Annotated in this window: 14 protein-coding genes; 8 read left to right on the top strand and 6 right to left on the bottom strand. The window is 56.4% G+C overall.

Annotated features, from left to right (window positions below):
- Nucleotides 1-26 precede the first annotated feature (26 nt).
- Both ACR0DX_RS10260 and ACR0DX_RS10255 read left to right on the top strand, forming a co-directional pair.
- A complete protein-coding gene (locus tag ACR0DX_RS10260; RefSeq protein ID WP_170355088.1) occupies nucleotides 27-1,328 on the top strand; it encodes a gluzincin family metallopeptidase in 1,302 nt (433 codons plus the stop codon).
- A gap of 139 nt (nucleotides 1,329-1,467) precedes the next feature.
- Nucleotides 1,468-2,040, top strand: coding sequence for a pentapeptide repeat-containing protein (locus ACR0DX_RS10255; RefSeq protein ID WP_170355087.1), 573 nt, complete (start codon nucleotides 1,468-1,470; stop codon nucleotides 2,038-2,040).
- Between the two features lie 54 nt (nucleotides 2,041-2,094).
- On the opposite strand, the gene ACR0DX_RS10250 is transcribed toward ACR0DX_RS10255, so the two are convergent.
- From ACR0DX_RS10250 to ACR0DX_RS10225, 6 genes are all read right to left on the bottom strand, one after another.
- The gene (locus ACR0DX_RS10250; RefSeq protein WP_170355086.1) at nucleotides 2,095-3,840 is read right to left on the bottom strand and encodes an adenylate/guanylate cyclase domain-containing protein; all 1,746 of its coding nucleotides are present in this window, start codon (nucleotides 3,838-3,840) and stop codon (nucleotides 2,095-2,097) included.
- A gap of 110 nt (nucleotides 3,841-3,950) precedes the next feature.
- Nucleotides 3,951-4,601 (bottom strand): GNAT family N-acetyltransferase, encoded by a 651-nt coding sequence (locus tag ACR0DX_RS10245; RefSeq protein WP_480846024.1) that lies wholly within the window; start codon nucleotides 4,599-4,601, stop codon nucleotides 3,951-3,953.
- Between the two features lie 196 nt (nucleotides 4,602-4,797).
- Complete coding sequence (locus ACR0DX_RS10240; RefSeq protein ID WP_170355084.1) at nucleotides 4,798-5,742, bottom strand: ABC transporter substrate-binding protein; 945 nt, start codon at nucleotides 5,740-5,742, stop codon at nucleotides 4,798-4,800.
- A 41-nt stretch (nucleotides 5,743-5,783) separates the two neighbouring features.
- Complete coding sequence (locus tag ACR0DX_RS10235) at nucleotides 5,784-6,791, bottom strand: ABC transporter permease (RefSeq protein ID WP_170355083.1); 1,008 nt, start codon at nucleotides 6,789-6,791, stop codon at nucleotides 5,784-5,786.
- A complete protein-coding gene (locus ACR0DX_RS10230; RefSeq protein ID WP_170355082.1) occupies nucleotides 6,788-8,314 on the bottom strand; it encodes a sugar ABC transporter ATP-binding protein in 1,527 nt (508 codons plus the stop codon). The genes ACR0DX_RS10235 and ACR0DX_RS10230 overlap by 4 nt, the downstream gene beginning before the upstream one ends.
- A 39-nt stretch (nucleotides 8,315-8,353) precedes the next feature.
- Nucleotides 8,354-9,907, bottom strand: a complete 1,554-nt coding sequence (locus ACR0DX_RS10225) for an altronate dehydratase family protein (RefSeq protein WP_170355081.1) — start codon at nucleotides 9,905-9,907, stop codon at nucleotides 8,354-8,356.
- 84 nt (nucleotides 9,908-9,991) lie between these two features.
- On the opposite strand from ACR0DX_RS10225, the gene ACR0DX_RS10220 reads away from it, so the two are divergent.
- Genes ACR0DX_RS10220 through ACR0DX_RS10195 form a run of 6 tightly spaced genes read left to right on the top strand, consistent with a single transcriptional unit; the run spans nucleotide 9,992 to nucleotide 15,652 of the window.
- Nucleotides 9,992-10,729 carry a GntR family transcriptional regulator gene (locus tag ACR0DX_RS10220; RefSeq protein ID WP_353392245.1) on the top strand — a complete coding sequence of 246 codons (738 nt, stop codon included), beginning with the start codon at nucleotides 9,992-9,994 and terminating at the stop codon, nucleotides 10,727-10,729.
- Nucleotides 10,726-11,778 (top strand): aldo/keto reductase, encoded by a 1,053-nt coding sequence (locus ACR0DX_RS10215; protein ID WP_170355080.1) that lies wholly within the window; start codon nucleotides 10,726-10,728, stop codon nucleotides 11,776-11,778. Before ACR0DX_RS10220 ends, ACR0DX_RS10215 begins: the two co-directional genes overlap by 4 nt.
- A complete protein-coding gene (locus ACR0DX_RS10210; protein WP_170355079.1) occupies nucleotides 11,768-12,196 on the top strand; it encodes an RbsD/FucU family protein in 429 nt (142 codons plus the stop codon). The genes ACR0DX_RS10215 and ACR0DX_RS10210 overlap by 11 nt, the downstream gene beginning before the upstream one ends.
- Entirely contained in the window at nucleotides 12,193-13,023 is an 831-nt protein-coding gene (locus ACR0DX_RS10205) for an amidohydrolase family protein (protein WP_170355078.1), read from the top strand. The genes ACR0DX_RS10210 and ACR0DX_RS10205 overlap by 4 nt, the downstream gene beginning before the upstream one ends.
- Before the next feature lies 1 nt (nucleotide 13,024).
- Complete coding sequence (locus ACR0DX_RS10200) at nucleotides 13,025-14,137, top strand: fumarylacetoacetate hydrolase family protein (protein WP_170355077.1); 1,113 nt, start codon at nucleotides 13,025-13,027, stop codon at nucleotides 14,135-14,137.
- Between the two features lie 12 nt (nucleotides 14,138-14,149).
- Nucleotides 14,150-15,652, top strand: coding sequence for an aldehyde dehydrogenase (NADP(+)) (locus ACR0DX_RS10195; protein WP_170355076.1), 1,503 nt, complete (start codon nucleotides 14,150-14,152; stop codon nucleotides 15,650-15,652).
- Nucleotides 15,653-15,757 lie beyond the last annotated feature (105 nt).

The raw sequence follows: 15,757 nt of genomic DNA, 5'->3' as shown, positions 1-15,757 counted from the left end.
CAGCGAACCAAGCGGGAGGGCGCATTATGAACTTACCCGAAGAAACGGAGAATGAGGAACCAGGCACTCGGTTTTTGCTTTTTCCACAGTCGCCTTTTCTCGAACCTGACGCAGAATTGGAACTGGTCGAGATATCTGCACCACAAGGCAGCATCGGTCCCGGACCTTCTGGTCCGCGTATGTACACGGTGAATCCGGTTGGTAAAACGACACCCTATGGTGCCATTGTTCCAGGTCCCAACGGACCGGGCATGTACCTACCCCCGTGGGATGGATATATACAACCGCCTGCAATGCCAGATGAACTGGGAAATTTCATCCATATCGACCCATCCTATCCGTCCTTCGAAGCGGCGCATCTTTTCGGTTCCGCTCATTTCACCATGGATGTGTGGCAAGGCTATTTCGACCGCCCCATCCCGTGGCATTTCGCGCGTGATTTCGACCGTTTGGAATTGTCTTTATTGCCCAGTCTCGACAATGCTCATATTGGGTGGGGCTTTCTGGAAACCGGTGGAACACATGAGCACGGTAACGAATACCGACCCTACAGTCTGAATTTCGATGTCGTGGCGCATGAAATTGGTCACGCCATAATTTATAGCGTGATTGGAATGCCAGCCGATGGCGACGCTTCGGGCGAGTATTACGGGTTTCATGAATCCGCCGCCGATCTGGTCGCGCTGTTGGCGTCTTTGCATTTTGGATCAGTTGTTGAAAAGCTGTTGGAAAACACTCGGGGCAATCTCTACACATTCAACCGATTGAATCGATTTGCAGAATTGTCCGAAAACGCGCAAATCAGAACGGCGGCTAATAACAGATCCCTCTCGGAATTTTCCTCGGGTTGGTCCAGCGAACATGCCCTTTCTGAGCCGTTGACCGGAGCAATGTTCGACATTTTCGTCGACATCTATCACGAACGCCTTTTGCTACACGGTCTGATTTCACCTGAGGAAGAGGATCTGTCGGACCAATTGGAAGACTCGCCCGATTACAGCGCTATCATGCAAAACGTTTTTGACAAGCGATACGCGGAAAACCCCGAGGGTTTCCGCGTTGCCCTACTTGAGGCGCGCGACTATTTGGGGACCTATTTAGCTGATACCTGGAGCCTATTGGATGCTGATACCCTCAGCTATTTTGGTGTCGAAAAAGCACTAGTTACTGTGGATCAGGAAATTACCGGCGGCGCATTCCGGCAAATAATAGAGGGTAATTTTCGGATGCGCGATATCGGTTTGACGACGGCAGGTCCGCGTTTGCCGAACCCAGACGAAGACAGTCATGCCAATTCGGTTCGAACTTTGGTGCCGGATACAGAGTGAGTAAGTTCTTTTTTTTCAATTCAAATTATGGCATTTAGGAATAGGATGATTTTTTGGATTTGTTGGCCCGTCTATAATTTGGGTCGTGGTGGAGGGCGAGGTGGTTGGTGCATCTCGACCGCAATTGGGAGATGAGTTTATGGCGGAGACATTACTCAGTTTTTCAGAAGTGTTGATTTACGGAAGAGTATTGGAAGACTTGAGCTATACGGCAAAGTCGAACAACGGCCAGGGCAACAACAAGCATCTGGAAAAGCAACTGGGCGATGAAGGAAACAACAAAGCACAATTCGCAAAAATTTATGGGTTTGCTTACGAAGGCACATATTATGACCTTCCCGAACCTGTGATTTTTCTAGTTCATGGTGACGGTAAGGAAGTTGCAAAAGCAAACGTTCCAGACGACAACGCATCACGGGCCCCGAAAAACCCGTCTATTGGTGGGGTTGCAGCCGCAGACTATCAGGTTGCTGATGACATACGTGTTTGGAACTACGACAAGTCCGATCAGACCATGCGCATGGATGTGATGGCTGGCCAGTTCGAGCAAGTCCTACTGGATATCTATTTCGGCTTCGATAGCCCGGCGATCAGTGGCGCAAAGGTATCTGGAGCCAAAGTGAGCGGGGCAAAGGTCAGCGGAGCCAAAGTATCAGGCGCAAAGGTCAGCGGCGCCAAAGTAAGTGGGGCCAAAGTCCGGGGCGGCGACTGAGGGTCGCTTACGATCAATGTAACGAGGGCGCGCTTGACGCGCCCTTTTTCTTATTCAGAACCCGGCCTTTTTCAATCCTTCGACAAAATGCTGGGTATCGTCTTCCAAACGGTCGGGCATAACCTTGGCCCACCGTTGCAAAGAAAAATTTGGATGCGCTTCACGGTGTTTGTCCGCAATCAACCGGGCCATCTCCATATTGCCCAACTGGGCGTGACTCGCTGCAAGCATTCGTTGACCTTCGGTTGGGTTGTTCATTTTGTTGACGGTTTCGATAACATCTTGGTAACGGCGTAGGTTGTAATATGCCCCGCCAAGGTGCCACAGATACTGATCCGGGAAATACGGGTTCAGCCGCATTGCTTGTTGCAGATGGGTGATTGCTGTTTCGTTGTCGCCCGAATGCGCCAGCGCGTCGGCATAGTCCGAATGCATATCTGCATCATTTGGGTTGAGCGCCAAGGCGCGCTGGTATGACTGGATCGACGCATCGTGATCTTTGCGATACAGGTGGACATAACCCAGTTCGCCAAACCCACGCGCGTCAGTCGGGTCGAGCTCGATAGCACGTTGCGCAAATCTCAGAGCCTGATCCAACGCGGTGCTTGGGTCTTCGGTCCAAGAATACCGCCAGTCTATATTCAGTGTGCGCGACAGCGCTGCGGCCGCGCGGGCATACCCTTCGTCTCGTTCCAGTGCCGATTGATAGAAGCTTTGCGCCTTGCGATTGTCGTTTCGCGTATACTTGAAGATGTGATGCTGCCCCTGAAGAACCGAGCTGTACGCCTCGAGGTCGGATGGCATCGCCTGGATCATTCGCTGCTTTTCATGGGACTCGATCATCACGGCGGTCGCTGCAACGATGCACTCGGTCACCTCGTCCAATATGTCGAAAATATCGTCGATTCTGCGGTCGAACCGTTCCGCCCAAATCGTCCGTTCGGTGGTGGCGTCCACCAGTTCCGCCGAAATGCGAATTCGACTGGCCGACCGGCGGACGCTACCCCGCGCGATGTAGCGTACATTCAATCGCTGGGCGGCCTCTTTTGGAGGCATCGATTGTGCCTTGAAAAAGAAAGAGGAGTTTCGCGCGATTATGAAAAGGTTCCTGAACTTTGACAGATTCATGATGATGTCGTCGGTCATGCCTTCGGCAATCCAACTGTCGGATTCATCTCCGCCTTGGCTGCCGAAGGGAAGCACCGCGACGGACGGAGTGTCCGGTCGTTCCAGAACCTGACTCGTGGGCGTTTCCGGGCGCATGGTGCCGGCCATTGTCGCGCCTGCAACTTCGCTGCGCACACAATAGGTCGAGACAGGATTGAGTATGTTTTTTAACTGCTTGGGGCCCAGGAATTCGTAGCCGTACCGCAGCCTGTTGCAGACTTGGTCATAGACTGCAGAGCTGACGTAAACACGCTCGGGTTCTGCAATTTCCTGCAACCGCGCCGCGATATTGACATTGTCGCCGTGAATGCCGCGATCGTCGATCAGAATTTCACCGAGATGAACGCCTGCGCGGAATTTGATTCGCTGATCATCTGTTCGAGTTTCGTTGTGTTGGCTTGCGATCCGATGCAGTTCGATGCCAAATTCAACTGCGCTTGTGGCCGTTTCAAACAAGGCAAGCAGCCCATCTCCACGTACTTCGACGACCCGTCCCTGATATTTTGCACAACATGTTTCAAGATGAGATAGTAACGATTTCAGGGCGTTATATGTGTCCAGCTCATTCTCGCTCATTAAGCGGGAATAGCCGACGACGTCGGCGAACAAAACAGCACCGAGCTTTTGCGTCATTGAAAAATTCGGACTAGAGGTATTCACAGGCAATACTCGTTTAATTGGTGCCAAATAGGCACCCGTTTCAACATATAGCAATTTTTAGTTTTTTCGACTGTCGGCTGTTTCTACCTTTCGCTGCCTGTTGCCAACCTGGGTGGCCATGACCAGTTTGATGATGCCGATGCTCCCATTTCCACGACAGTATCAGCGGATAATTCCGAGGCGAGAACTTCTCTGTGCTGCATCCAGTCGTCCTTTAGGATGCCCACAACAATCATGTCGTGGAACTCTCCATCCGCAAACCACGCTTGCCGCATTGTGCCTTCGACCTGGCAGCCAATTCTACTGACAAGGTCACGGCTGCTGTGGTTGTCGGCGCGGTAATATGAAGTCAAGCGATTCAGGCCGAGTTGTCGGAACGCAAAGTCAACGATCATCGCGGTTGCTCGGATTCCAACTCCGTGCCGGCGTGCGGACTTGTGTACAAACATTGCAACGACTGCGTCGCGATTGATATTCGAAATCCCCTCGAGACCAGCCATGCCCAAGGCTTCTTCTTCCTCGGACTCAACAATGAACCAGCATTTGCAGCCGGAACCTTCAGATGTGAAGGCATCTTTCCAACTGTCTTCAGTCTGGAGGCGGTTTTGGGGAACGCGGGATGTTCGATCAAATAGAGCGAGGTCTTCAATGTTTTGGAACCAAGGCGCGACGGTTTCTACATCAGCCCTTTCCAACGGTCGAAGCCGAAACAGATTTTTCGATTTATCGGACACAGTGGCAATAACCTTTAACGTAAAAAAACAACTATATCGGGAACAGTAGCACATTCCTTGCGCATTTTCTAAGTTTCATTGCGAAACTGGTCGCGATCGCCAGATCGATTTTTAGTTTAAACTGCGTTTTGCAAATCCAAACGAAATCCGGCCCGCCAAATTGGCGAGCCGGAGAAGTCACCGTGAGTGGGTGGTTTTAGTCGTACAGAACGGCCGAGATCTTCGGGTCGTCCATGTTCGACGCGTCGTAATAGTAGAAACCGGTGTCAATCAGGGCCGGGACTTCTTCACCATTCAGCGCGGAGACCGCCGCTTTTACAGTCTCGTAACCGATGCCGACGGGATTTTGCGTGATCGCGCCAGCCATCAGGCCGCTTTTGATCGCATCCTTTTGCGCTTTGCCGCTGTCATAGCCAATGATGACCAGACCTTCGGTTCCCAGTTCCTGAACACCATTCACAACGCCAATGGCCGAACCTTCGTTGGTGCCAAAGATACCGTCCAGATCAGGGTTGGCCGTCAGGATCGCTTTGGTAACTTCAGTCGACTTCAGGTGGTCGCCCTGACCGTATTGAACGGTGACAACTTCGATATCGGGATATTTTTCTTCGATACGGTTCACAAAGCCATCACGGCGGTCGATACCGGTCCGGCTGGTTTGGTCGTGTGCTACAACGGCGACTTTGCCTTTGCCGCCGATTTTCTCAGCCATTTTGTCGGCAGCCAGCCCGGCCGCAGCAAGGTTGTCGGTGGTAGCGGTGGAAAGCGGGATGTCGCTGTCAACACCGCTGTCGAACGCGATGATCGGGATACCCTTGTCATTCGCCTGACGCAGCAGCGGGATAGCTGCCTGGCTGTCCAGTGCAGCAAAGCCGATGGCTTTTGGGTTGTTGGCCAGTGCAGCTGCCAGCATGTCGATCTGACGGTCCACCATGGTTTCGTTATCGGGGCCTTCAAAAGTAATTGTGACGTTGTATTCGTCTGCCGCCTGCTCGGCCCCGGATTTCACGGCCTGCCAGAACTGGTGCTGGAAGCCTTTGGATACCAGCGGGATGTAGATTTCCTCGGCAGTGGCCATCGAGGCCGGGGCTGCAAGGGTGGCAGCGCTCAGCGCTCCCAGAATGAAACGACGTGAAAACATGTTTTTCTCCTCCACAGTTGGTCGTTTATTATTTGGTTTCTTCAGCCGGATTTTTTGCGCCGCGCCATGTCGGCATAGACCGCCAGAATGATGATTGCGCCGGTGACAACGGTTTGCCATTCCTGCGCCACGGACAGCACGCGCAGCCCGTTGGTCAGGACCGCCATGATCAGAGCGCCGATCAGTGTCCCTAGAATGGTACCGCGTCCACCCGACAGCGAAGTGCCACCGATCACCACGGCCGCGATCGCCTCAAGCTCGTATCCTAGACCCAGCGCAGGCTGCGCCGAGTTCAAGCGCGAGGCGATCAAGATGCCGCCGATGCCGCAGATTGCGCCCGCCAGAGCGTAAATGCGCATCTTCCAAGCGTCGGTGTTCACACCGGACAAGCGAACTGCTTCTTCGTTCGAACCCAAGGCAAATGTGTAGCGACCAAGAACCGTGCGGCTCAGGATGTACGACGCTGCAATCGCCACCAGGAACAGGATCAGAACGCCGTTCGGGATGGGCAGAGCCGGGAAGATCTCTCCGATCAGCGACCCACGCGAGATCTGGTCAAAGCCCGGCGTGTCGTTGAAATAGATCGGCCGCGTACCCGAGATGACCAGCGACAGGCCTTTCAGGATCAGCATCATGCCAAGCGTGGCGATGAAAGGCGGGATTTTCATTTTGGCAACGAAAGTGCCCGAGCAAAGCCCACAGAACGCGCCCGCCGCGATGGCTGCCGCCACGCCCAGCAGCAGGGGCATCCCCAGATAGGTCAGCACCACGCCTGCGATCACGGCGCAGAAAGTCATCAGCGTGCCCACCGAAAGGTCGATCCCCCCGGTGATGATCACCAGCGTTGCCGCCACTGCCAGCACCCCGTTGACCGAGGTCGCCTGCAAAATGGCGATCATGTTCGAGGTTTGCATAAAGTTTGGCGACGCGATTGAGAAGCCGATCAGCAGCGCGATCAAACTGGCGAATGCTAGCAGTTTTTGATACGCGCCGCTGTCGGACAGTCCCGCGAGTGGTTTCTTCTTTTCAACGTCTGTTGCCGTGGTCATTGTGGTGCCCCCGTTACCTGCATCGCCGCCGCACGTTGGGTGGCCAGATGCATGATGTCTTCCTGAGTGGTGTCTTTTCCGCCGGGCAGAATGCCGGTCAGTCGGCCTTCGCACATCACAGCGATGCGATGGCTCAGGCGCATGATCTCGGGTAGTTCCGACGAGATCACGATGATAGTCTTGCCCTGCTCGGCGAGTTCTTCGAGCAGTTTGTAAATCTCGGACTTCGCACCGATGTCGATGCCCCGCGTGGGTTCGTCAAAGATCAGGATATCGCAATCGCGCAGCAGCCATTTTGCAATCACAACCTTTTGCTGATTGCCCCCTGACAGCAGTCGGACCTCTTGCACGTCCGAGGGCGTGCGAATGCCCAGCTGTGCGATATATCCCTTGGCCGTGGTGCTGATTTCACCGTCATTCAACACCCCTCCGGTGCCGGTGAACAGATCCATCGAAGCCAGCGCGATATTGTCGCGCACGTTCATGCCGGTGGCCAGCCCGAAATGTTTGCGGTCCTCGGACAGATAGCCGATGCCCGCAGTCACGGCATCCTTGGGCGACTTGATCGAAACCTCTCGGCCATGAACGCGGATCGTTCCGCTGTCCTTCCCATCCGCGCCGAAGATTGCGCGCGCAACTTCGGTCCGACCGGCCCCCATCAGGCCCGCGAACCCCAGAATCTCGCCCTTCTGGACCGAGAAGCTGACATCCTTGATCTCTTTGCCGCGATTTAAACCGGACACCTCAAGCGAAACTTCGGCGTCGCCAAGATCAGGCACGTCCAGAGGTTTCTCGTTCACCTCACGCCCCACCATCATGGCGATGATTTGGCTGATTGGTGTCTCAGCCGCGCCTACGGTGCCCACATATTCGCCATCGCGCATCACGGTGACGCGGTCCGCGATCTGCTTAAGCTCGTCCATTTTGTGACTGATATAGACGATGCCCACGCCCTCGGCCTTGAGGCGGCGAATGATCACGAACAGCTCGGCTATCTCAGCATCGTTCAGGGCCGCTGTGGGTTCGTCCATGATAAGAACCTTGGACCGGAAAGACAGCGCCTTGGCAATCTCGACCATCTGCTGTTTCGCAATGGTCAGGCTGCCTACCAGTGTCTTTGGATCCAGCGACAGGTTCATCGAGGCGAAAATCTCGGCCGTCTGTGCGTTTAGCGCGGCCTCGTCCAGTCTACCAAAGCTCTTGCGGGGCTCTCGACCGATAAAGATGTTCTGCGCTACGGTCAGATCATTCATCAGGCTCAGTTCCTGATGGATGATACCGATGCCCAGATCCTGCGCTTCGCCGGGCGTGGTCGGGCTGACCGACTTGCCTTCGATCACCAGATCACCACCGTCGCGCTGATAAATCCCCGACAGGATCTTCATCAGCGTGCTTTTCCCGGCACCGTTCTCGCCCATAAGTGCGTGAACCTCGCCCGAAAACAGATCGAACTGCACTGTTTTCAGCGCGTGCACGCCGGGGAAATACTTTTCGATCCCCGTCATGTCGACCAGTTTTGTCATGTTCCCTCCCATGCTACCCTCATCCCCCAGGGTGCGTAATTACATTACCGCGCCGATCTGCCAGGGGACGAACTCGACCCCCCCAAATCCAAGCTCTTCGCTTCTAGTTTTCTCGCCTGAGGCAACGCGGATCAGAATTTCAAACAATTCCTCTCCTTTCGCCTCGATGCTGACACCATCGGTGACGATGTCACCGCAGTTCAGGTCCATATCGTCGGCCATCCGTGCGTACATCTCAGAGTTCGTTGCCAGCTTGACGCAAGGCGTCGGCTGATAGCCCGAGACCGAACCCCGCCCGGTGGTGAAAACGATCAGGTTCGCGCCTGAGGCCACCTGCCCCGTCACCGAACACGGGTCGAAACCTGGGCTGTCCATGAAGACAAAGCCCTTCTTGTCCACGATCTCGCCAAACTTATAGACGTCCCGCATCGGAGCAGTGCCGCCTTTGGCAACCGCACCCAGAGATTTCTCGAGTATGGTTGTCAGTCCACCGCGCTTGTTGCCGGGGCTTGGATTGTTATCCATCTCGCCGCCGTTGCGTTCGGTGTAGTCTTCCCACCACTGGATGCGCTCGATCAGCTTGGCGCCAACTTCGGGCGTTTCGGCGCGGCGAGTCAAAAGATGCTCGGCACCGTATACTTCGGACGTTTCCGACAGGATTGTCGTTCCGCCGTGACGCACCAGCAGGTCGGATGCATATCCCAGTGCAGGGTTTGCAGTGATGCCCGAATACCCGTCCGAGCCTCCGCATTGCATCCCTACCGTAATTTCGCTGATTGGCGCGGGTTCGCGCGTCACTTGATTGGCAAGTTCGGCAATACCCTTGATCTCGGCCAAGCCCCGGTCAATCGTGCGCCGCGTGCCGCCTTCGTTTTGAATAGTCATATAGCGCAAAGCACCATCGGGGCGGATCGGACGCCCCCCCACCAGATCTGCCACCTGCATGACTTCGCATCCCAAACCGATCAGAAGAATACCCGCGAAGTTCGGATGCTGTGCATAGCCCGCAAGAGTGCGGAACAAGGTCGCGTACCCTTCATCCTTACCGGACATCCCGCAGCCTGTGCCGTGCACAATCGGGACCACGCCGTCTACATTGGGAAACTCGTCAAGCATTCCGGATTTCTCGGCTGCCTCGGCGATGAACCGTGCAACCGAGCCCGAGCAGTTCACCGTGGTCAGAATCCCGATGTAATTCCGTGTTCCCACTTTGCCATCCGCGCGGTGGTAGCCCAAAAATGTGCGCTCTTCCGCAATTGCGGGTAACGCGGAGTTTGCAGATGCGTAGGCATAGTCCTGTTGATGCGCGCCCATGCCCAGGTTGTGGACGTGAATATGTTCACCCGGCGCAATATCCGATTTCGCCTGACCAATGATCTGACCATAGCGAATCACGTTCTGCCCCTTGGAAATTGGCGCAACCGCGATTTTATGGCCGCGCGAAATCTGAGAGACCAGCGGAACCGGCACGTCATTGGGCTGCTCGCCTGCTTGCAATTCACGCAGTGCGATAACGACATTGTCATCGGGGCTCAGCTTCACCGTATCGCGAGTCGGGGGCGTGAAAGCCTTTATTTCTTGATCTGCTTGCATCGTTTTCCTGCTTGCTTGCCAGTGATTGCTAAACTGCGATCACATACTTGTCAACTAACATGTTAGTATGCTAGATCAACTTTCATGAATAAACCACAAGATATCGACGCGACGCTTTTGCGTGACATTTCATCGACCGAAGGTTCGTTGGCCAACCGTGTTTATTTGTCTATCAAACACGCAATCCTGTCTCTGGACTTTGCGCCCGGAGCGAACCTCAGGAAAGCGCCGATATGCGAACGGCTTGGCGTGTCCCGCGCGCCGGTTGCCGAAGCCATCGCGCGACTGGATGCAGAAGGGTTAGTGGACGTCGTTCCGCAATCCGGAACCCGAGTTTCTTATTTCTCGATGTCAGAGATACGCGAAGGCATGTTTCTGCGCGAAGCGTTAGAATTGGCGACAATTGCCAAAGTCGCCCGCGACCTAACCGAGGATCAGCGTCGCAGGTTAAGTCGCAACATGCGTTTGCAAGAGCTTCTGGTCGAGGATGAGGATATCTCGGGCTTTTATCAGGCCGATGAGGAATTTCATGCTCTGCTGATGGATTTCACGGGTTTCCACCGTTTGGCAGATGTTGCGCAGACCGTTTCCCTTCAGGTTAGCCGCGCACGTATGCTGCTGCTGCCGACGCCAGGCCGGATCGTTGAAACGCTTGAAGAGCACCGGTCGATATTCAACGCAATAGTAGAGCGCGATGAAGACATGGCGCAGCAGGCCATGCGCCGCCATATGGGCCAGCTCATGCCTCGGATCGAAGTCTTGCGTCAGGAAAAACCCCACCTTTTCAACTTATCGCTCCAAACCGAACGAGAGGCAGGATGACCGCTTCAACTACAGAATTACTGAACAACCGCACGGCGCGCCCTGTACCATTGACCCGTATGGGTTTCGGTGGCGCACCATTGGGGAACCTCTATCGTAAGGTTTCCGACGAAGACGCCCAGGCGGCCCTGCAGGCTGCCTTTGATGCGGGTATCCGCTTTTTTGATACGGCACCGCAATACGGGCTTGGACGCTCCGAGCAACGCTTTGGCGAAGCAATCGCCCGCTTTGGACGCGAAAATATCCAGCTGTCGACCAAGATCGGGCGACTTCTGCTGGATTGTGAACCGCATGAAGTGACCCCCGAGGCATTTGTTGACGTGCCGCAAAAGCGGATCGTGTTTGACTATACCTATGATGGAGTAATGCGTTCCTACGAGGCCAGCCGCGAACGGATCGGGGTGGCCAACGCGGATATTCTGCTGATCCATGACGTCTGTGTTTTCAGCCAGGGCAGTCAGGAGATGTCCGATGCCAAGGTGCGCGAGCTGTTTGACGGGGGCGGCTACAAAGCGCTGGTAGAGCTGCGTGACGCCGGTGAAATCGCAGCCATCGGAGCGGGCGTGAACGAATGGCAAGTTTGCGAAAAACTACTTGGTCTGGGCGATTTCGATGGCTTCCTTCTGGCGGGGCGCTACACCCTGTTGGAACAAGAGGCGCTGGACAGCTTTTTGCCGCTTTGTGAAAAGCGTGACGTAGGAATTATCCTGGGCGGTCCCTACAATTCGGGGATTCTGGCAACCGGTGCAGTGCCGGGCGCAAAGTACAACTACGATGATGCGCCAGAGGAGATTTTGCAGCGCGTCCGCAACATCGAAGCTGTATGTCAGGCGCACAAGACACCTCTGATCGCGGCGGCATTACAGTTCGTGTTGGGGCATCCGTCCGTCAAAACTGTGATCCCGGGCGCGGTAAACGCCGCCGAGGTGCAGGCTAATGCCGCGTTGCTGGATCGCGAGATTCCTGCCGGCTTTTGGTCCGACCTGCGGGGCGAAGGGCTGATCCGGCCTGATGCTCCACTTCCTTCGGAGGCCGCCGATGCTGCGTGACATCGACCCGATCCTGTCACCCGAATTACTGCACACCTTGCGTGCGATGGGCCATGGCGATGAAATCGTGATAGCGGACGCCAATTTTCCGGGAACGAGTACCGGACCGCTCTGCATTCGGGCCGACGGATCGTCGGCCAGTGAGATCCTGCGCGCAGTTTTGTCGGTGATGCCACTGGACAATTTTGTGCCGGACCCAGCACTGACGATGCAGGTGGTCGGAGACGCCGATGCTGTGCCAGAGGCGGTCGCGGATTTTCAGCAGATCATCAATGAAACGGCAGACAACCCGGCTGTGGTGCAGGGTCTTGAACGCTTCGCGTTCTATGATCGCGCCGCAACAGCTTTTGCCGTTGTTCAGACAGGTGAGCGAAGGTTGTATGGCAACATCATCTTGAAAAAGGGTGTGATTGGATGAAGATCGACGCGCACCAGCATTTCTGGGCTTTGGCTCGGGGCGATTATGGTTGGCTCACTTCGGAACTGGCCACGATTTATCGGGACTTTGGTCCGTCAGACCTAGCCCCTTTGATCGAAGCGGCCGGGATTGAGGGGACCGTTCTTGTACAGGCGGCGCCGACTGTGGCCGAGACGGAATATATGTTGTCTCTGGCTGACCACACGCCTTTTATCAAAGGGGTAGTCGGGTGGGTCGACTTCGAAGCAATGGACGCGGCCGGTCAGATCAAGGCGCTGTCCGCGCATCCGGCGCTTGTCGGTTTGCGGCCGATGATTCAGGACATAGCTGATCCCATTTGGATGTTGGACGACGCATTGTCTGCTGCGTTTTTTGCCATTCAGCAGAACGACCTGACATTTGACGCTCTGACTTTGCCCCAACATCTGGCCCCTCTGCGTCAGTTGCTGGCGCGCCATCCCGAGATGCGCGTGGTCATCGATCACGGCTCCAAGCCTTTGATACGCGATGGTGTGATCGACGGATGGGCTCAGGATATGGCGGCCTTGGCGCAGGAAACCTCGGCCTATTGCAAATTGTCCGGCCTTGTGACCGAAGCAGCTGCGGATTGGAGCACTGACGACTTGCGCCCATACGTTAACCACCTCTTGGACACGTTCGGCTCGGAACGCCTGATCTGGGGCAGCGACTGGCCAGTTTGTACCTTGGCCAGCACTTATCAGCGCTGGTTGGATACCACCGACACACTTCTGAGCGATCTCTCGGAAAACGAACGCAATGCGGTTCTGGGCGGTAACGCCGCCCGTGCCTATAACCTCAGGGACTGAAATGACTTCTCCTAAACTGGATTCAGACGGGCTGTGGCTCGGGCGTGTTGAACGCCCCGGTGTTGGCCCTGCTGTCGTAACCCTGCGCGATGGTCAGGTTGTCGACATCACCTCGAAAACTGCACCGACCGTGCGCGACATCCTCGAAATGGACGATGCCGCAGGGTATGTGCGCTCAGCTTCGGGCGAGACGCTCGGACCGCTAGATGGGGAACATCAATGGCTGGCGCCTTGTGACCTGCAGGCGGTGAAAGCCTGTGGTGTCACGTTCGCCGGCTCTATGGTTGAACGTGTCATCGAAGAGCAGGCAGCCGGCGACCCGGCCAAGGCCGAAGCCATCCGCAAGCGCATTGGTGCCCGTATTGGTGACAGCCTGTCCAATATCGTGCCCGGTTCGGAAGATGCGGCACAGGTAAAGGCGGCGCTTATCTCGGAAGGTCTGTGGAGCCAGTATCTGGAAGTTGGCATCGGGCCCGACGCCGAAGTGTTTTCCAAGGCGCAGGTGCTGTCTTCGGTTGGGTTCGGTGCGGATGTTGGGCTCCACCCAATTTCGACGTGGAACAACCCTGAGCCCGAAGTCGTACTGGCTGTGACGTCCAAGGGTGAAATCAAGGGGGCGACGCTGGGCAATGATGTAAACTTGCGCGACGTTGAGGGGCGCTCGGCCTTGCTGCTGAGCAAAGCCAAGGACAACAACGCCTCTTGCGCCATCGGACCCATGATCCGCCTGTTCGACGACAACTTTGATCTGGACGACGTGCGCAATGCCGAATTGACCCTGACTGTTACCGGCCCGGATGGGTTTGTGCTGAACGGAAATTCGTCGATGTCCCAAATCAGCCGTGATCCCGCGGATCTGGTGAAGCAAACCGTCGGGCGTCATCACCAATATCCGGACGGGCTCATGCTGTTCCTCGGAACGCTTTTCGCTCCGACACAGGATCGCGACACTCCGGGTGGCGGGTTCACTCACAAGATCGGTGACGCTGTCACGATTGCAAACGACAAACTGGGCGCTCTGACCAATACGGTGCGCCTGTCGACGGAATGCCCGGAATGGACGTTCGGGGCGTCTCATCTGATGCGAAACCTGGCCCAACGCGGGCTGATTTAGGGAAATTTGAACATGTTGACCGGAAAACACCTGATCGCGGGCGAATGGGTCGCGACAGACGCTTCTTTTACCTCGGAACCGGCGCACGGGCCCAGCCACGACTTTTGCGTGGGCACGCCTGCGTTGGTTGATGCAGCCGTCGAAGCCGCTGAAGAGGCATTTGCCAGCTTTGGTTGGTCTTCGCGTGCGGATCGCGCCGCGCTGCTGCGCAAAATCGCTGATGAGATCGACGCCCGCGGCGATGCCATCACCGAAATCGGAACGCACGAAACCGGCCTGCCCGAGGCGCGTCTGCAGGGTGAGCGTGGCCGCACCGTCGGCCAGCTGCGCCTGTTCGCAGATCATATCGAAAAGGGCGACTATCTGGACCTGCGCCACGACCCGGCTATGCCGGACCGCGCGCCCCTGCCCCGCCCCGATCTGAAGATGATCCAACGCCCGCTGGGCCCCGTCGCCGTGTTCGGCGCATCGAATTTCCCGCTGGCGTTCTCGGTCGCGGGTGGGGATACCGCTGCGGCGCTGGCCGCAGGTTGTCCGGTGGTGGTCAAAGGCCATTCGGCGCACCCCGGCACGGGTGAGATCGTGGCGCAGGCCATTGATGCCGCGATCAAGGCGACCGGTGTGCATCCGGGTGTTTTCTCGCTGGTTCAAGGCGGTAAGCGCGATGTGGGCACTCGTATGGTGCAGCACCCTCTAATCCGGGCCGTGGGCTTTACCGGCAGCCTTGGCGGTGGTCGTGCCCTCTTCGACCTGTGCGCGCAACGCGATGAGCCGATCCCTTTCTTTGGTGAGCTGGGCTCGGTCAATCCGATGTTCATCCTGCCTCGGGCCGCCGCTGCGCGCGGGGCCGAGATCGGGACGGGTTGGTCGGGTTCACTGACCATGGGTGCGGGGCAGTTCTGCACCAATCCGGGTATTGCCGTTGTGATCGACGGGCCGGACGCGGATGCGTTCCAATCGGCGGCCGAAACCGGCTTGTCCGCTGTTGCCAACCAGACCATGCTGACCGACGGGATTGCCGCCGCGTATCGCGATGGCGTATCGCGCGTTGCGTCCGGCACCGGCGTGACTCAGATCATTGGCACCAGTTGCGAAACCCGCGACGCGGCACCCTATCTGTTCACTGTCTCGGGCGACGATTGGCTGGCCGACCACAAGCTGCAGGAAGAGGTCTTTGGCCCTCTGGGTATAGTTGTTCGTGTTCGCGATGCCGACCAGATGCTGCAGGTGGCGCGCGCCATCGAAGGTCAGTTGACTTGTACCCTGCATTTGGACGCGGGTGATACGGCCGACGCACAGGCGTTGCTGCCGTTGCTAGAGCGTAAAGCAGGGCGTCTGCTGGCCAACAGCTTCCCCACCGGGGTCGAGGTGTGTGATACCATGGTGCATGGTGGCCCCTACCCCGCGTCGACCAATTTTGGTGCAACTTCTGTGGGCACGCTGTCGATCCGTCGCTTCCTGCGTCCGGTCTGCTATCAGGATATTCCTGTCGCGCTTTTGCCCGAGCAGATGTAACCGAAGGCAAGTCCGCCCGCTCCCATTTATTATGTATGTGGCAACCCATCTTTCGGGTGCCGCGGTCATCGGGGGCGGGTAATCACAGTTTAAAAGGATGGTGGA

It is taken from the genome of Ruegeria sp. D3 (genome assembly GCF_056534465.1).
Note: the sequence above shows the minus strand (reverse complement) of the source record. Positions and strands in the feature narration are given on the sequence as shown.